General features: G+C 54.0%; 19 protein-coding genes. 12 read left to right on the top strand and 7 right to left on the bottom strand.

The annotated features are described in order from the left end of the window. Nucleotides 1–17 precede the first annotated feature (17 nt). From clpP to ACQG1Y_RS05440, 4 genes are all read right to left on the bottom strand, one after another. The gene (gene clpP, locus ACQG1Y_RS05455) at nucleotides 18–641 is read right to left on the bottom strand and encodes an ATP-dependent Clp endopeptidase proteolytic subunit ClpP (RefSeq protein WP_006809880.1); all 624 of its coding nucleotides are present in this window, start codon (nucleotides 639–641) and stop codon (nucleotides 18–20) included. A gap of 260 nt (nucleotides 642–901) precedes the next feature. Beyond that, nucleotides 902–2,200: a trigger factor gene (gene tig / locus ACQG1Y_RS05450; RefSeq protein ID WP_015571277.1), complete on the bottom strand. Its 1,299-nt coding sequence runs from the start codon at nucleotides 2,198–2,200 to the stop codon at nucleotides 902–904. Nucleotides 2,201–2,531: 331 nt separating this feature from the next. After that, nucleotides 2,532–2,873, bottom strand: a complete 342-nt coding sequence (bolA, locus tag ACQG1Y_RS05445; protein ID WP_426737141.1) for a transcriptional regulator BolA — start codon at nucleotides 2,871–2,873, stop codon at nucleotides 2,532–2,534. Then, nucleotides 2,870–3,990 (bottom strand): IS3-like element ISSen4 family transposase gene (locus tag ACQG1Y_RS05440; protein ID WP_087451024.1). Its coding sequence is split into 2 segments (ribosomal slippage): nucleotides 2,870–3,732 and nucleotides 3,732–3,990, totalling 1,122 coding nucleotides; the frame shifts between segments, so codons are not numbered across the junction. Before ACQG1Y_RS05440 ends, bolA begins: the two co-directional genes overlap by 4 nt. Before the next feature lie 387 nt (nucleotides 3,991–4,377). On the opposite strand from ACQG1Y_RS05440, the gene ACQG1Y_RS05435 reads away from it, so the two are divergent. From ACQG1Y_RS05435 to cyoE, 7 genes are all read left to right on the top strand, one after another. Next, nucleotides 4,378–4,956, top strand: a complete 579-nt coding sequence (locus ACQG1Y_RS05435; protein WP_003859052.1) for a lipoprotein — start codon at nucleotides 4,378–4,380, stop codon at nucleotides 4,954–4,956. A 45-nt stretch (nucleotides 4,957–5,001) separates the two neighbouring features. Beyond that, nucleotides 5,002–6,477, top strand: coding sequence for a muropeptide MFS transporter AmpG (ampG, locus tag ACQG1Y_RS05430; RefSeq protein WP_017383190.1), 1,476 nt, complete (start codon nucleotides 5,002–5,004; stop codon nucleotides 6,475–6,477). A gap of 478 nt (nucleotides 6,478–6,955) precedes the next feature. Further along, nucleotides 6,956–7,903 (top strand): cytochrome o ubiquinol oxidase subunit II, encoded by a 948-nt coding sequence (gene cyoA, locus ACQG1Y_RS05425; RefSeq protein WP_006809886.1) that lies wholly within the window; start codon nucleotides 6,956–6,958, stop codon nucleotides 7,901–7,903. 16 nt (nucleotides 7,904–7,919) lie between these two features. Then, on the top strand, nucleotides 7,920–9,911 hold the full coding sequence (gene cyoB / locus ACQG1Y_RS05420) for a cytochrome o ubiquinol oxidase subunit I (protein ID WP_017383189.1): 1,992 nt from the start codon (nucleotides 7,920–7,922) through the stop codon (nucleotides 9,909–9,911). Continuing rightward, nucleotides 9,901–10,515, top strand: coding sequence for a cytochrome o ubiquinol oxidase subunit III (locus tag ACQG1Y_RS05415; RefSeq protein ID WP_003859057.1), 615 nt, complete (start codon nucleotides 9,901–9,903; stop codon nucleotides 10,513–10,515). Before cyoB ends, ACQG1Y_RS05415 begins: the two co-directional genes overlap by 11 nt. Next, nucleotides 10,515–10,841, top strand: a complete 327-nt coding sequence (locus ACQG1Y_RS05410; RefSeq protein ID WP_006809888.1) for a cytochrome o ubiquinol oxidase subunit IV — start codon at nucleotides 10,515–10,517, stop codon at nucleotides 10,839–10,841. The genes ACQG1Y_RS05415 and ACQG1Y_RS05410 overlap by 1 nt, the downstream gene beginning before the upstream one ends. An 11-nt stretch (nucleotides 10,842–10,852) precedes the next feature. Then, nucleotides 10,853–11,740, top strand: coding sequence for a heme o synthase (gene cyoE, locus ACQG1Y_RS05405; protein ID WP_017383188.1), 888 nt, complete (start codon nucleotides 10,853–10,855; stop codon nucleotides 11,738–11,740). Between the two features lie 41 nt (nucleotides 11,741–11,781). Here cyoE and fucU read toward each other — a convergent pair whose 3' ends face one another. Genes fucU through fucI form a run of 3 tightly spaced genes read right to left on the bottom strand, consistent with a single transcriptional unit; the run spans nucleotide 11,782 to nucleotide 15,434 of the window. After that, entirely contained in the window at nucleotides 11,782–12,210 is a 429-nt protein-coding gene (fucU, locus tag ACQG1Y_RS05400; protein ID WP_022650472.1) for an L-fucose mutarotase, read from the bottom strand. Continuing rightward, nucleotides 12,203–13,606 (bottom strand): L-fuculokinase, encoded by a 1,404-nt coding sequence (gene fucK, locus ACQG1Y_RS05395; protein WP_058689286.1) that lies wholly within the window; start codon nucleotides 13,604–13,606, stop codon nucleotides 12,203–12,205. The genes fucU and fucK overlap by 8 nt, the downstream gene beginning before the upstream one ends. 49 nt (nucleotides 13,607–13,655) lie before the next feature. Next, complete coding sequence (gene fucI, locus ACQG1Y_RS05390; RefSeq protein ID WP_368740651.1) at nucleotides 13,656–15,434, bottom strand: L-fucose isomerase; 1,779 nt, start codon at nucleotides 15,432–15,434, stop codon at nucleotides 13,656–13,658. A gap of 407 nt (nucleotides 15,435–15,841) precedes the next feature. On the opposite strand from fucI, the gene ACQG1Y_RS05385 reads away from it, so the two are divergent. From ACQG1Y_RS05385 to ACQG1Y_RS05365, 5 genes are all read left to right on the top strand, one after another. Further along, complete coding sequence (locus tag ACQG1Y_RS05385; RefSeq protein WP_017383184.1) at nucleotides 15,842–17,341, top strand: sugar ABC transporter ATP-binding protein; 1,500 nt, start codon at nucleotides 15,842–15,844, stop codon at nucleotides 17,339–17,341. 2 nt (nucleotides 17,342–17,343) lie between these two features. Further along, on the top strand, nucleotides 17,344–18,327 hold the full coding sequence (locus ACQG1Y_RS05380; RefSeq protein WP_426736693.1) for an ABC transporter permease: 984 nt from the start codon (nucleotides 17,344–17,346) through the stop codon (nucleotides 18,325–18,327). Nucleotides 18,328–18,373: 46 nt separating this feature from the next. After that, complete coding sequence (locus ACQG1Y_RS05375) at nucleotides 18,374–19,324, top strand: ABC transporter substrate-binding protein (protein WP_000858088.1); 951 nt, start codon at nucleotides 18,374–18,376, stop codon at nucleotides 19,322–19,324. Nucleotides 19,325–19,335: 11 nt separating this feature from the next. Beyond that, a complete protein-coding gene (locus ACQG1Y_RS05370; RefSeq protein WP_368740679.1) occupies nucleotides 19,336–20,925 on the top strand; it encodes an FGGY-family carbohydrate kinase in 1,590 nt (529 codons plus the stop codon). Between the two features lie 61 nt (nucleotides 20,926–20,986). Continuing rightward, complete coding sequence (locus ACQG1Y_RS05365) at nucleotides 20,987–21,982, top strand: LacI family DNA-binding transcriptional regulator (protein ID WP_015571284.1); 996 nt, start codon at nucleotides 20,987–20,989, stop codon at nucleotides 21,980–21,982. The last annotated feature ends 5 nt before the right edge of the window (nucleotides 21,983–21,987 follow it).

Here is a 21,987-nt window from a genome sequence, read left to right as displayed (position 1 = left end):
CACTCGCGTCGCGGGCATCAATTACGATGGGTCAAAATGGAGTCGACTAAGCCGTACTCAACTGCCTCTGGTGCAGAGAGGAAGCGATCGCGCTCGGTATCGCGCTCGATCTGCTCGAGAGGTTGACCCGTATGCTGCGCCATAAGTTCATTCATGCGCGCTTTTACTTTCAGAATTTCTCGGGCGTGGATTTCAATATCCGTCGCCTGGCCCTGGTAACCACCCAGCGGCTGGTGAATCATCACGCGGGAGTTAGGCAGGCAGAAACGCTTACCTTTCGCCCCTGCGGTTAACAGGAAAGCACCCATGGATGCCGCCTGCCCCATACAGATGGTACTGACATCCGGCTTGATGAATTGCATGGTGTCATAAATTGACATGCCCGCCGTAATCACACCGCCTGGCGAGTTGATGTACAGGTAAATGTCTTTTTCCGGGTTTTCCGCTTCCAGGAACAGCATCTGCGCCACGATCAGGTTAGCCATATGGTCTTCCACCTGGCCGGTCAGAAAGATAACGCGTTCCTTGAGCAGACGGGAATAGATATCGAAAGAACGCTCACCGCGTGAGGTCTGTTCAATAACCATTGGCACCAGCGCCATATGGGGTGCAAAGTTATCTCGTTCGCCACTGTATGACATTTCCGTCTCCTGGTTCAAAATTGAAAACACCTGCTGTACTGATTGTAACCTTATGGACGGATTATCAGCCAGTCTCAATCATCGTGATTACATACTAATGGGGGTCGTCATGCCCTATTTCAAGCATAACAACGTTTTGTTGTAACGCTAACACTGAAAGGGCGTTTTAGCACCCTTCCAGGACTAAAGCTGTGATAAAAAAAACCCGTCGCCGGAGGGCAACGGGTTTTTTGTTCAAACTTTAAACCGTCGGGGCGAAATTACGCCTGCTGGTTCATCAGTTCGGTGAAAGAGGTCTCTTTTTCGGTCACTTTCGCTTTCGCCAGTACCGCTTCAACAGCCTGCTCTTCCAATGCGACGTTGCGCATGTTGTCCATCAGCTCTTTGTTCTTACCGTAGAACTCGATCACTTCAGATGGATCTTCGTATGCAGAAGCCATCTCCTCGATCAGGCCTTTCACACGCTCTTCGTCAGCTTTCAGCTCGTGGGTACGAATCACTTCGCCCAGCAGCAGGCCGACAACAACGCGACGTTTCGCTTGCTCTTCGAACAGCTCGCGTGGCAGTTCCATCGCTTGCTGCTGGTTGCCACCGAAGCGCTGTGCAGCCTGACGGCGCAGAACGTCGATTTCGCTGTCGATCAGGGCAGCAGGAACGTCGATGTCGTTCGCTTTCACCAGACCTTCAATCGCCTGAGACTTCACGCGATTACGTACAGCGCCGTTCAGCTCGCGCTCCATGTTTTTACGCACTTCGGTACGCAGGCCCGCAACAGAACCATCTTCCACGCCGAAACGCTTGATGAATTCTTCGGTCAGTTCTGGCAGTTCGCGCTCTTCCACTTTCTTCAGGTTGATAACGAACTTCGCTGCTTTACCTTTCAGGTTTTCAGCGTGGTATTCTTCAGGGAAGGTCACGTCAATGGTGAACTCTTCGCCCGCTTTGTGGCCTTTGATACCGTCTTCGAAGCCTGGGATCATACGACCCTGGCCCATCGCCAGTACGAAGTCAGACGCTTTACCGCCTTCGAACTCTTCGCCGTCTACAGAACCGGTGAAGTCGATGGTTACGCGGTCTTCCGCGTCAACAGCGCCTTCTTTCTCTTTCCAGTTCGCCTGCTGCTTGCGCAGGGTATCCAGCATGCCGTCAACGTCTTCGTCAGTCACGGAAACGATCGGTTTTTCAACTTCGATAGATTCCAGACCTTTCAGCTCAACTTCCGGGTACACTTCGAACTCTACGGAGTAGGTGAAGTCTTCGCCCTGCTTGTATTCACCTGGAACGTAGTTCGGCGCGCCGGCTGGATTGATTTTTTCTTTGATGATCGCGTCGATAAAGTTGCGGCTCATCAGTTCACCCAGCACATCCTGACGCACGGAAGCGCCATAACGCTGAGCAACAACATTCATTGGTACTTTGCCCTTGCGGAAGCCGTCAATACGTACTTTTTTTGCTACGTTGACCAGCTCGCTTTTCACAGCAGTTTCGATGCTGTCAGCAGCGATAGTAATCGTTACACGGCGGCCAAGGCCTTGAGTGGTTTCAACTGAAACTTGCATCTTGTTACCTCAAAAAAATCACAGTGCTCGGTCAACTCTGAATCTGTCTGTTATACCGGGATGCTCTCTTATGTGCAGATTCACATTCCCTGTCGCCAGAATCATCCCGAAGACATTCAATAAGACGCGGCATTATAGCGGCATCACTTAGGTGAGTCGAGAACGGTTGGAGCATGTTGCTGCGGCTTTTTTCACACTTTAAGGCTATTTTTAGCCTTAAAAACGCGCCATCCGCTCAAAACTCAGACAAAACAAAACGGCCCGAAGGCCGTTTTGACGAAATCTGTAAGCAACATACTGGAAAAACTCCGGCGGTTGCAAATCCGATTTATCAGGCGATGGTGCCTGCACCCCGGCAAGGCGGTGATGCGAATACCGTATCCTGTAGCCCTTCCCATTCCTTAATGGTGTAGGTATGCAGCGCCAGCGCATGTACGGTTGTGGAGAGTTCTTCCGTCAAGGTGCTGTAGATCAAGCGGTGTCGGTTCAGGAAACGTTCTCCCGTGAAGCGATCGCTGACCAGAACCACTTTAAAGTGGCTTTCAGAACCTGCCGGCACGTTATGACGATAGCTTTCGTCGACAACTTCGAGAAACACAGGGTTGAACGCTGCCCTTAATTTTTCTTCTATCTGTTCACGTGACCTGCCCCCACGATTAGATACAACACTCAGTTAGTAACGTCGGAATCTTCATTCTCAGAATGACCCTTTCTCCAGCCCGCTGCAAATTCAGACGGTGTCTGATAATTCAGCGTGGAGTGCGGGCGGCATTCGTTATAATCCTGCCGCCAGTCATTAATAATTTTCCTGGCATGAACGATATCGCTGAACCAGTGCTCATTCAAACATTCATCGCGAAATCGTCCGTTAAAGCTCTCAATAAATCCGTTCTGCGTTGGCTTGCCCGGCTGGATTAAGCGCAACTCAACACCATGCTCAAAGGCCCATTGATCCAGTGCACGGCAAGTGAACTCCGGCCCCTGGTCAGTTCTTATCGTCGCCGGATAGCCTCGAAACAGTGCAATGCTGTCCAGAATACGCGTGACCTGAACGCCTGAAATCCCAAAGGCAACAGTGACCGTCAGGCATTCCTTTGTGAAATCATCGACGCAGGTAAGACACTTGATCCTGCGACCGGTGGAAAGTGCGTCCATGACGAAATCCATCGACCAGGTCAGATTGGGCGCCGCCGGACGGAGCAGCGGCAGACGTTCTGTTGCCAGCCCTTTACGACGTCTTCTGCGTTTTACGCCCAGGCCACTGAGGTGATAAAGCCGGTACACGCGCTTATGATTAACATGAAGCCCTTCACGGCGCAGCAACTGCCAAATACGACGGTAGCCAAAACGCCTGCGCTCCAGTGCCAGCTCAGTGATGCGCCCTGATAAATGCGCATCAGCAGCCGGACGGTGAGCCTCATAGCGGCAGGTCGACAGGGATAAACCTGTAAGCCTGCAGGCACGACGTTGCGACAGACCGGTCGCATCACACATCAACATCACGGCTTCCCGCTTCTGGTCTGTCGTCAGTACTTTCGCCCAAGAGCCACCTGAAGCGCCTCTTTATCCAGCATGGCTTCGGCAAGCAGCTTCTTGAGTCTGGCGTTCTCTTCCTCAAGCGACTTCAGGCGCTTAACTTCAGGCACCTCCATACCGCCATACTTCTTACGCCAGGTGTAAAACGTGGCATCGGAAATGGCATGCTTGCGGCAGAGTTCACGGGCGGGTACCCCAGCTTCGGCTTCGCGGAGAATACTGATGATCTGTTCGTCGGAAAAACGCTTCTTCATGGGGATGTCCTCATGTGGCTTATGAAGACATTACTAACATCGGGGTGTACTAATCAACGGGGAGCAGGTCACACGTATCATCATGAAATCACTCCTCCGACAACGCTAAGGTGTCACCCATCCCTTTAAATATTAGCCGCTTTTACCGGTTCCATTACACCTTGACAACAAATATTTAGCTTTCGTCTGATTTTCTCATCCAAACGAATGAAGTTCACTATGAGGTTCATACGTTTTGTCACTTACAGGCAGAGAAAAGCGGAAAGGTGGTCAGTTTTCGGACAAGGCGATGAATTTACATGCGTTGACCACTTCCCCTGGCCGTTAGCGATGTTATGATGGCGGCAATTTTTCTCTCTTTGCTTACGATTCGTTGAGAACCCGAAAATGTTAAAAAAACTCTTCTTTCCGTTGGTAGCACTCTTTATGCTCGCCGGCTGCGCGACTCCGCCGACGACCATTGACGTTTCTCCAAAAATTACCCTGCCTCAGCAGGATCCAAGCCTGATGGGCGTCACAGTCAGCATTAATGGCGCCGATCAGCGTCAGGACCAGGCGCTGGCGAAAGTGACTCGCGACAACCAGCAGGTCACGCTGACCGCCTCCCGCGACCTGCGCTTCCTGTTGCAGGAAGTGCTGGAAAAACAGATGACCTCCCGTGGCTACATGATTGGCCCAAGCGGCGCGGTTGATCTGCAAATCATCGTGAACAACCTGTACGCTGACGTTTCCCAGGGTAACGTTCGCTACAACATTGCGACCAAAGCCGATATCGCCATCATTGCTACCGCGAAGAACGGCAATAAAATGAACAAAAACTACCGTGCAAGCTATTCCGTTGAAGGCGCATTCCAGGCCTCCAACAAAAATATCGCTGACGCGGTTAACAGTGTGCTGACTGACACCATTGCCGACATGGCACAGGACACCAGCATTCACGACTTCATCAAGCAGAACGCCCGTTAATCCTGCTGACTGACCCGGTGCTTCACCGGGTCAGTTCATAAGAACATGTCCAGTCACTACTTACGTATTTTCCAGCAACCGAAATCAGCTATTCTGCTGATCCTTGGTTTCGCCTCCGGTTTACCCCTTGCGCTCACCTCCGGCACGTTACAGGCGTGGATGACGGTTGAGAACATCGATCTTAAAACCATTGGTTTCTTCTCGCTCGTCGGCCAGGCTTACGTCTTTAAGTTCCTGTGGTCGCCGGTGATGGATCGCTATACCCCACCGTTCCTCGGGCGCCGTCGCGGCTGGTTAGTGATGACGCAGGTGCTGCTGTTGCTGGCCATTGCCGCAATGGGTTTCCTTGAGCCGTCAACACAGCTGCGCTGGATGGCCGCGCTTGCGGTGGTCATCGCCTTCTGCTCCGCTTCGCAGGACATTGTTTTTGACGCCTGGAAGACGGACGTCCTGCCAGCAGAAGAGCGTGGCGCCGGTGCGGCAATTAGCGTGCTTGGCTACCGCCTGGGTATGCTGGTTTCCGGCGGGCTGGCCCTCTGGCTTGCCGACCGCTATCTCGGCTGGCAGGGAATGTACTGGCTGATGGCCGCTCTGCTGATCCCCTGCATTATTGCCACGCTATTCGCGCCTGAACCGAGCGATGTGATTCCGGTCCCCCGCTCGCTGGAGCAGGCCGTCGCCGCACCGCTCCGCGATTTCTTTGGTCGCAATAATGCCTGGCTGATCCTGCTGCTGATTGTCCTTTATAAGCTTGGCGACGCTTTCGCCATGAGTCTGACCACCACCTTCCTGATCCGCGGCGTCGGGTTTGATGCGGGCGAAGTCGGCGTGGTGAACAAAACCCTGGGACTGTTTGCCACGATCGTCGGCGCGCTGTACGGCGGTGTATTGATGCAGCGCCTGACGCTGTTCCGCGCTCTGCTGATCTTCGGCATCCTTCAGGGCGCATCGAATGCCGGTTACTGGCTGCTGTCGATCACCGACAAGCATATGATCAGCATGGCGACGGCGGTATTCTTTGAAAACCTGTGTGGCGGTATGGGCACTGCGGCATTTGTCGCCCTGCTGATGACGCTGTGCAATAAGTCATTTTCCGCCACCCAATTTGCGCTACTGTCTGCCCTTTCTGCCGTCGGGCGCGTATACGTTGGCCCCGTCGCGGGCTGGTTTGTTGAAGCTCACGGCTGGCCGACGTTTTATCTCTTCTCGGTGGTGGCGGCGGTGCCGGGGATTTTATTGCTGCTGGTCTGTCGCCAGACGCTGGAATATACCCAGCGGACGGAACACTTCATGCCGCGCACGGAATATCAGGCTGCCTATCGGTTTGCCCTGCGTCTGCTGATGGCTGGTTGTCTTGCGCTGGTAGTGTGGCTCGCGGTACTCATCTTGAATGCGACGACCACCTTGTCGCTTCCGTTTGAAACCCAGCTGCTTGATGCAGGGGTGTTACTCGCCATTGTGGGTATCCTGACCGGTGGGATGCTGGATTTCATGTCATTGCGGAAAACGCAGATGACATGAAGTAAAAAGCGAAAGGTTATTTCCCGTTGTAATAACGACACGAAATTATAACGGCGAAATAACCGCCATCGGCAAAAAAAATATTTGTTGTTTTGTGCGGGATAGCATTCGGAAATTATTGGAGCTTATTTCGCTACGCTATTTTCCGTTAAACGATTCAGCATTCTAAAGATTGAATTTTCGTTTTTTAGTTGTCTTTTTATTGATAATTAATTGTTAATTATTTGTGTATTTTTCACAATGGTTATACCAATTGTCCCTTTTGCGGTATGCTGGGGCACCCTTTCGTTATAACGCCCGCTCCGTGCGGCTTCCCCCGGAAAACGCGACATAATTTGCAACACTTGTGACATGTGCGGCAGAACCCGGTAACACCTTCCTGACACAGGGCTAATGATGTTTACAGTAATGTAACCTTCCCGTAAAATGCCCCCACACTTTAAACGCCACCAGACTCCCGTGGAATTGAGGTCGTTAAATGAGACTCAGGAAATACAATAAAAGTTTGGGATGGTTGTCATTATTCGCAGGCACTGTATTACTCAGTGGCTGCGATTCTGCACTACTAGACCCCAAAGGACAGATTGGACTGGAACAACGTTCATTGATACTGACGGCTTTTGGCCTGATGTTGATTGTGGTTATTCCTGCCATCTTGATGGCTGTTGGTTTCGCCTGGAAGTATCGTGCGAGCAATAAAGATGCGAAGTATAGCCCTAACTGGTCACACTCCAATAAAGTGGAAGCTGTGGTCTGGACGGTACCTATTCTGATCATCCTGTTCCTTGCTGTACTGACCTGGAAAACCACTCACGCACTTGAGCCGAGCAAACCGCTGGTTCACGATGAAAAACCTATTACCATTGAAGTGGTCTCCATGGACTGGAAATGGTTCTTCATCTATCCAGAACAGGGCATTGCTACCGTGAATGAAATCGCCTTCCCGGCGAACACTCCGGTTCAGTTCAAAGTGACCTCCAACTCCGTAATGAACTCCTTCTTCATCCCACGTCTGGGCAGCCAGATTTACGCGATGGCCGGTATGCAGACTAACCTGCACCTGATCGCGAATGAAGCAGGCACCTACGACGGTATCTCCGCCAGCTATAGTGGCCCGGGCTTCTCGGGTATGAAGTTCAAAGCTATCGCTACGCCAGACCGCGCGACTTTCGACCAGTGGGTTGCAAAAGCGAAGCAGTCTCCAAACACCATGTCTGACATGGCGGCGTTCGAAAAAGTGGCTGCACCTAGCGAATACAACAAGGTGGAGTACTTCTCTAACGTGAAACCGAATCTGTTCAAAGACGTTATTGGCAAATTTATGGATCACGGCATGAGCATGGACATGACCCAGCCTGAAGGCGAGCACAACACGCACCAGGGTATGGAAGGCATGGACATGAGCCACGCGGAAACCGCTCACTAAGGGGCCGAGGAAGAAAATGTTCGGAAAATTGACACTGGATGCAGTGCCCTACCATGAACCGATTATTATGGTTACGGTGGCTGCAATTATCATTGGTGGCGCGGCCTTAGTTGGCCTGATCACTTACTTCGGTAAGTGGAGCTACCTGTGGAATGAGTGGCTGACTTCGGTTGACCACAAAAAACTCGGTATCATGTACTGCATCGTCGGTATCGTCATGTTAATTCGTGGCTTTGCGGATGCAATCATGATGCGTAGCCAGCAGGCGCTTGCGTCTGCGGGCGAAGCCGGCTTCCTGCCACCGCACCATTACGATCAGATCTTTACCGCCCACGGCGTTATCATGATCTTCTTCGTGGCGATGCCGCTGGTAATCGGTCTGATGAACGTGGTCGTTCCGCTGCAAATCGGCGCGCGCGACGTTGCGTTCCCGTTCCTGAACAACCTGAGCTTCTGGTTCACGGTTGTCGGCGTTATCCTGGTTAACCTGTCACTGGGTGTGGGCGAATTTGCTCAGACTGGCTGGCTGGCCTACCCGCCGCTGTCGGGAATTGAGTACAGTCCGGGCGTGGGCGTTGACTACTGGATTTGGGCGCTTCAGCTCTCCGGTGTCGGTACCACCCTGACCGGTATTAACTTCTTCGTGACCATCCTGAAGATGCGTGCACCAGGTATGACGATGTTCAAGATGCCAGTATTTACCTGGGCATCTCTGTGCGCCAACGTCCTGATTATCGCGTCGTTCCCAATTCTGACCGTCACCATCGCGCTGCTGACCCTGGATCGCTATCTGGGTACCCATTTCTTCACGAATGATATGGGTGGCAACATGATGATGTACATCAACCTGATTTGGGCCTGGGGTCACCCGGAAGTGTACATCCTGGTTCTGCCGGTGTTCGGTGTGTTCTCCGAAATCGCGGCAACCTTCTCGCGTAAACGCCTGTTTGGTTACACCTCTCTGGTGTGGGCAACCGTATGTATTACCGTCCTGTCGTTCATCGTCTGGCTGCACCACTTCTTCACCATGGGTGCGGGTGCCAACGTAAACGCCTTCTTCGGTATTACCACCATGATTATCGCGATCCCGACCGGGGTTAAGATCTTCAACTGGCTGTTCACCATGTACCAGGGTCGTATCGTGTTCCACTCAGCTATGCTGTGGACCATCGGCTTCATCGTGACCTTCTCCGTAGGTGGGATGACCGGCGTACTGCTGGCGGTACCAGGTGCTGACTTCGTTCTGCACAACAGTCTGTTCCTGATTGCGCACTTCCATAACGTTATCATCGGTGGCGTGGTCTTCGGCTGCTTCGCTGGTGTGACCTACTGGTGGCCAAAAGCGTTCGGTTTCACCCTGAACGAAAAATGGGGTAAACGCGCGTTCTGGTTCTGGATCATCGGCTTCTTCGTGGCGTTTATGCCGCTGTACGTGCTGGGCTTCATGGGGATGACCCGTCGTCTGAGCCAGCAGATCGATCCGCAGTTCCACCCAATGCTGATGGTTGCAGCGGGCGGCGCAGCGCTGATTGCCTGCGGTATTCTGTGCCAGCTGATTCAGTACTACGTGTCTATCCGTGACCGTAACCTGAACCGCGACCTGACCGGTGACCCGTGGGGTGGCCGTACGCTGGAGTGGGCGACCTCTTCTCCGCCTCCGTTCTATAACTTTGCCGTAGTGCCGCACATTCACGAGCGTGATGCATTCTGGGAAATGAAAGAAAAAGGTGAAGCGTACAAGCAACCTGAGCATTACGAAGAGATCCATATGCCGAAAAACAGCGCCGCGGGCATGGTTATTGCCGCTTTCGCAACGGTATTTGGTTTCGCAATGATCTGGCACATCTGGTGGATGGCGATTGTTGGCTTCGCTGGCATCGTAATCAGCTGGATTGTGAAGAGCTTTGACGAGGACGTGGACTACTACGTACCAGTCCGTGAAGTTGAAAAGCTGGAAAACCAGCATTTTGACGAGATTTCTAAAGCGGGGCTGAAAAATGGCAACTGATACTCTGGCGCACTCAACTGCCCACGCGCATGAACATGCGCACCATGATACAGGACCGACGAAAGTCTTCGGTTTCTGGATCTACCTGATGAGCGACTGCATCCTGTTCTGCTGTCTGTTCGCAACCTATGCCGTTCTGGTGAACGGCACAGCGGGCGGCCCGACCGGTAAGGACATCTTTGAACTGCCGTTCGTTCTGGTTGAAACCGCACTGCTGTTATTCAGCTCCATCACCTACGGCATGGCGGCTATCGCCATGTACAAAAACAACAAGAGCCAAGTTGTCTCCTGGCTGGCGTTGACCTGGCTGTTTGGTGCTGGCTTTATCGGGATGGAAATCTATGAATTCCATCACCTGATCATGGAAGGTTTCGGCCCGGATCGTAGCGGCTTCCTGTCAGCGTTCTTCGCGCTGGTAGGCACCCACGGTCTGCACGTGACCTCGGGTCTGATCTGGATGGCGGTGCTGATGTTCCAGATCTCCCGTCGCGGCCTGACCAGTACTAACCGTACCCGTATTATGTGCCTGAGCCTGTTCTGGCACTTCCTGGACGTGGTATGGATCTGTGTGTTCTCTGTTGTCTATCTGATGGGGGCGATGTAATGAGTCATTCTAACGATCATGGCGCTTCCCACGGCAGCGTAAAAACCTACATGACAGGTTTCATCCTGTCGATCATTCTGACGGTGATCCCGTTCTGGATGGTGATGAACGGTTCTGCATCTAAGCCGGTTATCCTGGGCGCAATCCTGGTGACCGCGGTGATTCAGATTCTGGTGCATCTGGTTTGCTTCCTGCACATGAACACCAAGTCCGATGAAGGCTGGAACATGACGGCCTTTATCTTTACCGTGATTATCATCGCTATCCTGGTAGTCGGTTCCATCTGGATTATGTGGAACCTTAACTACAACATGATGGTTCACTAAGAGCGGCGAGTATGTTTAAGCAATACCTGCAAGTCACGAAACCAGGCATCATCTTTGGCAACCTGATCTCCGTAATCGGAGGGTTCCTGCTGGCCTCTAAAGGCAGCATTGATTACACCCTCTTTATTTACACGCTGGTCGGTGTGTCACTGGTGGTTGCGTCCGGTTGTGTATTTAACAACTACATCGACATGGATATCGACAAGAAGATGGAAAGGACCAAAAATCGGGTGCTGGTTAAAGGCCTGATTGCTCCTTCCGTCTCGCTGGTGTACGCCACCTTGCTGGGTATTGCTGGCTTTATGCTGCTGTGGTTTGGTGCTAACCCGCTGGCCTGCTGGCTGGGGGTGATGGGGTTCGTGGTGTATGTGGGCGTCTACAGCCTGTATATGAAACGTCACTCCGTCTACGGCACGCTGATTGGTTCTCTCTCCGGCGCGGCGCCGCCGGTGATTGGCTACTGCGCCGTCACGAACGAGTTCGACAGCGGTGCGCTCATCTTGCTGGCTATCTTTAGCCTGTGGCAGATGCCGCACTCCTACGCCATCGCGATTTTCCGCTTTAAGGATTATCAGGCGGCGAACATTCCGGTTCTGCCGGTCGTGAAAGGCATTTCGGTTGCCAAGAACCACATCACGCTCTACATCATCGCTTTTGCCGTGGCAACGCTGATGCTCTCTCTGGGCGGTTACGCCGGATATAAATATCTGGTGGTAGCAGCTGCGGTGAGCGTATGGTGGCTCGGCATGGCCCTGCGCGGTTATAAAGTGGAAGATGACAAGGTCTGGGCACGCAAGCTGTTTGTGTTCTCGATTGTCGCCATCACCTCCCTGTCCGTGATGATGTCCGTAGACTTCATGGTGCCAGATTCACAACACCTGCTGACTTACGTCTGGTAAGAAGACTGATGTAAAAACGCCGGGTTTAGCCCGGCGTTTTTTTATGGGTACGGCGTAACCCCTTTCTTTAACAGTATATTGCCGTATTTCGCGGTCTCGCCCGTCACCACGATGGCGTACGCTTTCTGTGCCCGCGCATAAAACGCATAACGGTCAATACGCGTAATCCCCTCCCCTTCCGCCTCACCAAAGAGTGCGTTGCGATAGCGCGCTTCTACCTGTATATCGAGCGTATCCCCGTCGACAGGGGCCATCATCACCAGCGGTGGCGCATAGCTGTCCAGTTCAAACAGCGGTATCACCGCGGCCAGTAAATCGCTGATGAGCAGGCCATCTGCGCGGATCGTCTTTGGCCCCAGGCTATGCGCGGGAAAGTGAGCATCTGCAAAAATAATCTCGTCACCATGACCCATTTCTGCCAGCGTTTTCAGCAGCTCGGGTGAAATCAGAGGGGATATCGTTTTAAGCACAAGGTTGCTCCTCAGGATAGAAATAACGGTAACGATAGTGGACCCGATCGCGAGCAGCCTCAGCGCTGGCCGTTTCTCCGACGCCCCACCATCCGTACAAAGACGCCCCCAGCACGGTCGTATCAGCCTCTTCAAGAACCTTCACCGGGATCCCAAGCGCATTGGACTTGAGCTGATTCCACAGCATATTGCGGCTACCTCCCCCCACCAGCAGGAGTTCACGCGCCTTAAATTGCGCGATCGCCTCCAGCGCCAGGCATTTTTCTTGCAGATGCACCGTGAGTCCTTCCAGGGCTGCGCGGTAAAAATGGGCTGGCGTGGTGGTGAGCGTAACGCCCTGCCAGCCGGCGAGTGGAGAATCGAGCAGTTGGGTATTCATCGTGACGCCATCCGCGCCGTTCGGAATTGCCGCCGCCTGAGCCAGAATAGTGTCCCAGTCGGTACCAGGCGACCAGAACAGCGCGCGGATCCACTCCAGTACGCCAGACGCCAGATATTGCATTCCCGGATTATAAAGCCCCGTCCGGCTATCCAGTTCGCAGGTCGCACCCGGGTATTGCCCCAGTAAAGCGGTATCAACCTGCGAGGTGCGCGCCATTAAAATCTCCCAGGTACCCGAAGAGAGAACTGGCTCATTAATTCCCGCCCCGGCGCCAAAAAGGGCAAACTGCGTGTCGTGCCCGGCGGAGATCACCGGCACACCGCAAGGCAATCCGAGCCTGGATGCAGCGTCGGGCCGCAATTCACCAATCCTTTCTCCGGGGGAAACCAGCGGCGGGAAAAGGGAATGAGGCACGCCGATCTTGCTTAAGATCGTTTCACTGAAGCGCTGCTGATGCAGATCGAACATCTGACTGGTACCGGCCATCGTGAGATCGGTCGTCATCTTTCCGGTCAGGCGATGGTTGATTAGCGAGGAGATAAAAAGCCAGGCGTGAGCACGCTGTAACAGATCGGAATGGTTGTCCTGAAGCCAGCCTAGCTTATACAACGTGTTAAAACTAAACTGCCCAACGCCGGTGATCTGCTGTAGTTCTGCCGGGGAGCATGAACGGGCAATCGCTTCCATCACCGGCACGGTCCGCGGGCACTTCCAGCTGATGATCGGGTAAAGCAGTTCTCCCCGCTCATCTACCAGTGCGCCATCCACGCCAAAGGTCGTCACACTCATTCCGCACAGGTGATGCTCGCTCAGCGCTGCGCTGATTTTCTGACAACAGACGGCAAACCGTTGCATGATGGCGTCGAGCGACCACTGGTGCCAGGCCGGATTTTCAGCGGCGCTTTCGCTTTCGTTCGCCACCGTGGCGCGCGCCACAATATTCCCTTCGGGATCCAGCGCAATGGCGCGCACGTTCGTCGCGCCACAATCGAGAACCAGAAAACATTTTTTCATCGCGGTCCCCACAGGCTGCCAGCCCGCCGGAGCAGGCTGGCAGGCCGGATTAATGTTTGTATAACGGTCCGTAATTTTCACAGGCGCGGTAATCCTGCCCTTCCGGATCCATACCGTGAGCGCCCCAGGCCGTCGGCCGATAAATCAGCGCCTCCGGTACGTTATGCATGCATACAGGGATGCGCAGCATGGACGCCAGGGTGATGAAATCAGCGCCGACGTGCCCGACGGTTAATACCCCGTGGTTAGCGCCCCAGTTCGCCATCACTGAATAGACGTCGCTGAACGGGCCTTTACCGGTCAGGCGTGGGGCAAACCAGGTGGTGGGCCAGGTTGAATCGGTGCGCTTATTCAGAATGTCATGTACGTGTTCCGGCAGCTCAACACTCCAGCCTTCCGCTATCTGTAATACCGGACCCACACCCTTGATGAGGTTTACGCGGGTCATGGTAAATGGCACGCCACCCCGGGTGAGGAAGTTTGATGAGAAACCGCCCCCGCGGAAGTATTCATGCACCGCCGGACACCAGTGGGTTGCGGCCAGGCACGCGTTGGCTTCCTGCTCAGTAATGTCCCAGTGTGGTTTCAGGGTCGGTTTCCCCTCGGCGTCTTTCTGCTCCGCTGTACCGTCCAGCGCCGCCGAGCCGGAGTTGATCAGATGAATAATGCCGTGCTCAGCCCGTCCAGTGAGCTTCTGGCCGGAAACACGCTCAACCGACTCCGGCGACCAGTAGGTGCGTACATCAGCAAAAATCTGCGCGGTGCCGGTCATCAGATGCCCAAACAGCATCGCTACCCCGTTAAGGCTGTCATTTTCCGTCGCCACTACCAACGGCTGGTGAATACCGTTCCAGTCGAAAGAGCTGTTCAGCAGCGCCTCTGCGGTATCGCCATTTGGATACTGATCCGTCCAGTGGCGCTGCCCCTGGAAACCCGACGCAATGGCGTTATAGCCCAGCGATTCCTCCACGCGGCCCATCGCAGCGAGTTTAGGGTTGCCCTGCATCATGTCGCGGATGCACATCGCCATTAGCAGGCTCTCCCGCAGGATCGCGGCATTTTCCTGTTCATTGCGACGATACTGCTCTGCGTTTTTATCCTCGCCGAAACGGAAATGTGCCTTCGCCCAGCTCAGGGCCAGCTCAAGTTCTTGCTCGTCGTAAATCTTATGATCGATGCGGCGACGCAGTTCGGTCATATCCACCGCCTGCACCTTCATCCCCAGCCAGGATTCAAAGAAGTTGTGATCGACAATCGAGCCCGCGATCCCCATTGAGACACCGCCCACCGACAGATAACTTTTCCCCTTCATGCTGGCGACCGCCAGGCCCGCCCGGGCGAAGCGCAACAATTTTTCCTCAACGTCTGCCGGGATGGTCTCGTCGCCCGCATCCTGTACATCGTGGCCGTAAATGGAAAACGCCGGGATCCCTTTCTGGTTATGCGCTGCCAGCGCCGCTGCGAGGTATACCGCCCCCGGACGCTCGGTGCCATTAAAGCCCCAGATCGCTTTCGGGCGCAGCGGATCCATATCAATGGTTTCACTCCCGTAACACCAGCAGGGGGTGATGGTGATCGTCAGACCAACGTGGCACGTGCTGAACTTCTCTTCGCAAGCGGCGGATTCCGCCATTCCGGCAATGCAGCTGTCGGCAATTACGCACTCTACGGGCGTACCGCAGGGGTGGCGTAATTTTTCACTGAGTAGCGCCGCCGTGGCTTTCGCCATGTTCATGGTCTGCTCTTCCAGAGACTCGCGTACGCCCATTCGGCGGCCATCAATAACAGGTCGAATGCCAATCCGGGGTAACGCTTTTATCGTTTTCATAGCCCTTCCTCACGTTGGTTAACCTATCCGTCTCAGGGGCATAGCCGTGAAAAAGCGCCCGGGCAGCACCGTGAACGGAAAGCGGTGAAATTTGCTAACTCGAATTAGCTTAGGGTTCCCACTAAAAATGAGACAAGATAAATGTGCAGGATCTGTGAGCAGTTTCACGATGAGAGGTCAAAATTCGATCAGCGTCAGGTATTACGATTCAGCAAAAACTAAACATATCGTTTAAATTCAATTAAATAAAAAAATACCTTTGCACGACGTCACAATTTGAATACAAATGATTTGGCTAAATTATGACCCTAAAATAGCTTTTAAGGACGAAAGCTAAGTCGAGTTAGCTTAATAACTAAATCACTGTGGCTTGTGATTCATTGCCTTTCCAACACAGGAATTTTGCAATGTCAGAGACTCTTATTCAGATGACGCGCATCACCAAACGCTTTCCCGGCGTGCTGGCGCTGAATCAGGTTGATTTCGATTTACGCCGCGGCGAAGTTCATGCCCTGTTAGGTGAAAACGGTGCCGGCAAATCGACGCTGATGAAAATATTATCCGGTGTTTACCAACCCGATTCCGGTGAAATTCGCTTTGAAGGGCAATCCGTATCATTCAGCGATCCGCTAAGTGCTCAGCACGCAGGTATTACGATTATCCATCAGGAATTTAATCTCTTTCCCGATTTAACCGTGGAAGAGAATATCTTTATTGGCCGTGAATTCTGCAAAAATAGTCGCTGGCAGTTAGATAAACGCGCCCAGCGACAGGCGGTTGAGAAAATACTGCACACGCTGAATTTAAAAATCGCCCCGGACGCCCGCGTCAGTGAATTAACCGTAGCCCAGCAGCAGATGGTGGAAATTGCCAAAGCGATTTCGGTCAATGCCAAAGTGCTAATCATGGATGAACCCACCGCCGCGCTGACCGAAAGTGAAATCGAGAGTTTGTTTGACGTCACGCGGATGCTCAAGGCTCAGGGCACGGGGATAGTCTACATCTCGCACCGTCTGGAAGAATTGGCGCTGATCGCCGATCGCGCGACCGTCATGCGCGACGGACAATACATCGCCACCGTAGATTATGAAACGGTTCAGATCGGCGAGCTTATCGCCATGATGGTTGGCCGCAATCTCGATAACATCTACCCAAAACGCCCGCCGCATCAGCGCAGAGAAAAAGTGCTGGAGGTGAATGGCCTGACGCGAAATGGTGTACTGCACGACATCAACTTTACCCTCTGGCGCGGTGAGATCCTCGGCCTCGCTGGCTTAATGGGCGCAGGCCGAACGGAACTGGGCCGGGCCCTGTTTGGCGCCGATGCGATCGACGCCGGTACACTGACGCTGAACGGCACCCCCACACGGATTAAAGACGTGGCTGACGCCATTGAGAAAGGCATCAGCTATTTAACAGAAGACCGCAAAAAAGAGGGACTCGCCCTCGGCCTTTCCGTTGAGATGAACATTATGCTCGGCAATTACCCGGACTACGCCGGCGCCGCGGGTAATGTCGATGAAAAACGCTGCCGGGAGTCCAGCCAGAAACTGGTGGATGCGCTGCGAATAAAAACGCCGCATCTGGAACAGGCGGCACTGAATTTAAGCGGCGGTAATCAACAGAAGATCATTATTGCCCGCTGGGTCTGTAAAGATACCGATATTTTAATTTTTGATGAGCCAACCCGGGGAATTGATGTTGGCGCCAAGCTGGAAATTTATGAACTAATGAACCGCCTTGTCGCTAAAGGTAAATCGATCATCATGATTTCATCCGAACTGCCGGAAGTATTAGGAATGTGCGACCGCATACTTGTGATGCGCAGCGGCCACATTGCCGGCGAAATAGAGGCTGAGCACGCCACCCAGGAAAAAATCATGCAATACGCCACGCTGGAGGATTAATCATGTCCGTTACCGTTCCATCGCCGCAAAGCGGAAGTCATACGATGAAAATAAATAAAGCGCTCCTGATGCGTCTGGCGCCTCTTTTTAGCCTGGTATTGCTGGTTCTGTTTTTCAGCTTCAGCTCACCGTTCTTCTTTAATACTGAAAATATCATGACCATCGCCTTGCAAACGGCGGTGATTGGCATCATGGCCATTGGCGTAACCTTTGTGATTATTACCGCCGGGATCGACCTGTCGCTCGGATCGGTGGTGGCGTTCTCAGGGGTTGCGGTGGGCATCGCCGCCGGATTTGGTATGCCGCTGCCGGTCTGTATTCTGGCAGGCGTGCTCGCCGGCGGGCTTTGCGGCTATGTGAACGCGTTTCTGGTCACCAAAATGGCCATACCACCGTTTATTGCCACCCTCGGCTTAATGATGTCGGTACGCGGCATCAATATGGTGATGACCGATGGCCGCGCGATTTATTTTTCTGACTACCCGCAGTTCAAGCTGCTAGCGCAGGGTCGCCTGTTCGACGTCCTGCCTTACCCGGTGTTCTACCTGGTCATCGTGGCACTGATCGCCATGTGGATCCTGAAGAAAACGGTGATGGGCCGCTATATCTACGCTGTCGGCAGCAATGAAACGGCGGCACATCTTTCCGGGATTAAAGTCCAGCGCGTGAAAATTTTCGTTTACGCCTTATGCGGCCTGTTAACCGGCGTGGCCGGGGTGATCCTCGCCTCTCGTCTCAATTCAGGCCAGCCAACCGTAGGCGTGGGTTATGAGCTGGAAGCCATTGCGGCGGTAGTGATCGGCGGTACCAGTCTGATGGGCGGCGTGGGCACGATTGGCGGCACCATCATAGGCGCGTTCATTATGAGCGTGCTGAAAAACGGCCTCAATCTCATGGGCGTGTCCCAGTTCTGGCAGATGGTGGCGATGGGCGTGGTCGTCGTTGTCGCCGTCTACCTGGACACGTTACGTAAAAGAATGCGTTAGGTTCTCGATACAACAAGCCCTGCCAACCCTACAACGGAGCAAAATAATGAAAACCAGCCATATCCTGAGCGCCCTGTCGCTCGTTGCCATTCTGTCCAGCAGCGCGCTGGCAAAAGATTTAAACCTGCCGGTAGTCAGTAAAGGTTACCAGCACGAATTCTGGCAGACGGTCAAAATGGGGACGGAAGCTGCCGCAAAAGAGTTGGGTGACAAAACCAGCTACGTTGGCCCTGCCGATGAAACGCAAATCGCCGAGCAGATCCAGTTAGTCGAAAACACCATGGCACAAAAGCCAAACGGCCTGTTGCTGGCCGCGCTTGATGCAAACGCCCTTGCCCCGCTGGTCGAAACCGCCAACAGCCGGGGGATCAAAGTGGTGACCTTCGACTCGGGCGTGAACTCCGATATCCCGGCCAGCTTTGTCGCCACCAATAACCGTAAGGCGGGCGCACAGGCTGCGGATGCGCTGGCGGAGCAGGTAGGCCAGAAGGGGAAAGTGGGTATTATCGCCCACGTAGCCGGAACGACGTCCGCCATTGAGCGCTCTGAAGGATTCAGCGAGCGAATGAAAGAGAAGTACCCGAATATTCAGGTACTGCCGGTGCAATATAGCGATGGCGACCCGCAAAAAGCGATGGATAAAACCATTGATATGGTTCAGGCCAACCCGGATATCGCCGGTATTTATGCCACCAACGAAGGCTCAACCCTGGGCGTTGCGAACGCTATCGACAGCCAGAATCTGAAGGGCAAAGTGAAAGTCATCGGTTTTGACAGCACCGAAGCCATCATTAACTTCCTCAAAAACGGCGTGATTCAGGGCTTCGTGGTGCAGGACGCGTACCAGATTGGTTATCAGGGCATAAAGGCGCTGAATGCGGTGATTTCCGGACAGACGGTGGCTAAGGAAATTGATATTCCAGTGAAATATGTCAATGCGCAGAATATCAACACCCCTGAAATTGATAAACTGTTACATCCGTTTGGTAAAAAATAAGGAAGTTTATGATGAGTGACGGCTATTTCCTCGGGGTCGATGTGGGTTCAGCCAGCGTCCGTGCTGGGCTTTACTCTGCGCAAGGCGAGCGTTTGAGCTTCGCGACCCGTCCGATTTCGCAGTTTCACGCCAGCAACGCGCGCGTGGAACAGTCCTCCGCGGAGATCTGGCAGCAGGTTTGCGCGGTGGTGCGGGAAGCCGTCGACTCCTCTGGGATCTCACCCGACGCCATTCGTTCGATTGGCTTCGACGCCACCTGCTCGCTGGTCGCGCTGGATGCTGAGGGTAACGGCCTGAGCGTGTCCCCCGACAGTCCGGCTTCGCAGGACATCATTATGTGGATGGATCATCGTGCTCACGAAGAAACTGTTCGCATCAATGCCACACGCGATCCGGCCCTGTGCTACGTGGGCGGCGAGGTGAGTATTGAAATGGAACTGCCAAAACTGCTGTGGTTGCAGCGACATCATCCTGAAACATGGAATCAGGCCTGGCGCTTTTTCGACCTTGCCGATTTTCTGGTCTGGAAAGCGACGGGCCAGGACGCCGCCAGCCTGTGCACCCTCACCTGCAAATGGAACTACCTTGCGCATGAGGCGCAGTTCAGCGAATCGCTGCTCAGGGAGGTGGGGCTGGAGACCTTACTGACAAAAATTCCCGATACTATTCTGGACGTCGCTGAATGCGTCGGGAAACTCAGCCCACAGGCAGCGCAAGCTCTGGGGTTGCCCGAAGAGGTGGTTGTGGCAAGCGGCATGATCGATGCCCACGCGGGTGGCGTGGCGCTGACGGGCTCACACCCGGAGGGCACGCTGGCGCTCATCAGCGGAACCTCGAACTGCCATATGCTTGCCAGTCAGACGGAGATCCATACGCCCGGCGTCTGGGGGCCTTACTGGAGCGTCATGCTGCCGGGCTACTGGCTGACGGAAGGCGGGCAAAGTGCTGCCGGGGCGCTGGTCGACTGGACGTTGCGCGAGCACGGAGCCAGCGCAGACCTGTTTGCAAAAGCAGAAGCGGCGCAACGCCATCCGGTGGCGCTGCTCAACGACTGGGTAGCCGCGCTTGAACAGGAAGAAAAATATCCCACCCGCAACCTGCACATTCTGGCCGATCACCACGGCAACCGCTCGCCGCGTTCGCGTCCGGATGCGCGGGGCAGCGTGGTTGGTCTGACATTAGAAACCGGTGAACGTGCGCTGGCGAGGCTCTATCTGGCCACGCTACAGGCCATAGCCTATGGCACACGACATATTATGGATACCCTGAAACATCACGGGCACACCTTGTCGCGTATTGTCATTTGTGGAGGAGCCACCCATAACCGGCTCTGGCTGCGGGAGTATGCCGATGCCACGGGCTGCGATATTCATCTCTTAGCCGAAGAAGATGCCGTCACTCTCGGCGCGGCCATTTGCGGCTCTGTGGCGAGCGGTGCATGGGCAACGCTCACCGATGCCACCCGGGAAATGGTCAAAGCCGGCGACATCATCACCCGTCGGCCGGAAACCGCGGCTTTCCACAGGCAAAAATATGAGGCGTACCTGATGCTGTGGACCCAGCAGCAGGCGCTTAATCTCCTGATGCAACAGGAAATGTAATGGCAGGATGCGTATGCTTTATCAGCAGTTTTTTACGTACGTTAAGGATTGAGGCGTAGCGATGGCCAAAACAGTTGAACAGATAGCGAAGGATCTGAATTTATCCGTCACCACCGTGCGGCTGGTACTGAGCGGGAAAGCCGAACAGTATCGGATCAGCGTGAAAACACAGTCCCGAATTAATGAACACGTCGAGCGCTTCGGCTATACCCTCAACCATTCGGCGCGCAGTCTTAAGCTAAACAAAACCGAGACGCTGGGGCTCATCGTGCCCAACATCTCGAACGTGTTCTTTGCAACGCTCGCCGAGAAACTCGAACTGCGCTGCCGCCGTTCGGGCTACCAGCTGATGATCAGCTGTACTTACAACGATGTGGATTACGAAAACAAGCTGGTTAAAGCCCTGATGGCGCGCAACGTGGACGGCTTGTTTATCGTTCCCTCGACGCTGGAAAACCAGCAGCATCATTTGCGGCAGATCCAAAAACCACTGGTGCTCCTCGACCGGGATTTTGGCTTTACTGACAACGCGCTGGTTGAGAGTCATAACGAGGCCGGGGGGGATGAACTGGCCCGCAACATGCTGGCAGAGAGAAAAACGCCGCTCTGGTTCCTTGTGGGCGATACCGCACTGCCCAGTATTACGGACCGTCTGAACGGCTACTTACAGGCCCTGAAAACAGCCGGTATTCACCATCGCGAGTGGGTCATCGAAGGGCCGGACAATACGCCGGAGGGCGGATATGCCCTGATGGATTCGCTTATCGACAGCCAGGGTGTTCCGCAGGCGTTTATCGCCTCATCGTTACCCGTTCTGGAAGGGGCAATCGAAGCCCTGCGGACGCGTACCGGCACCGTGCCCCAACACATCAATATCGGCACCTTCGATGAGCACCCCATGCTGGGGTTCCTGCCTAACAGCGTCTGGTCCATGCAGCAGGATGAAGATACCTGGGCGGAAAAAGCGTTTGAACTGATGCAGCGAGCCATCGACGGCGAAGCGGTTAACGAGACGGCGAAAGTCGATATGAAGCTGGTCAAACGTTCCCGCCAGTAAAAATA

It is taken from the genome of Enterobacter cloacae complex sp. 397G4, assembly GCF_050031515.1.
GTDB classification, from domain to species: Bacteria; Pseudomonadota; Gammaproteobacteria; order Enterobacterales; family Enterobacteriaceae; genus Enterobacter; species Enterobacter hormaechei_C.
Note: the sequence above shows the minus strand (reverse complement) of the source record. Positions and strands in the feature narration are given on the sequence as shown.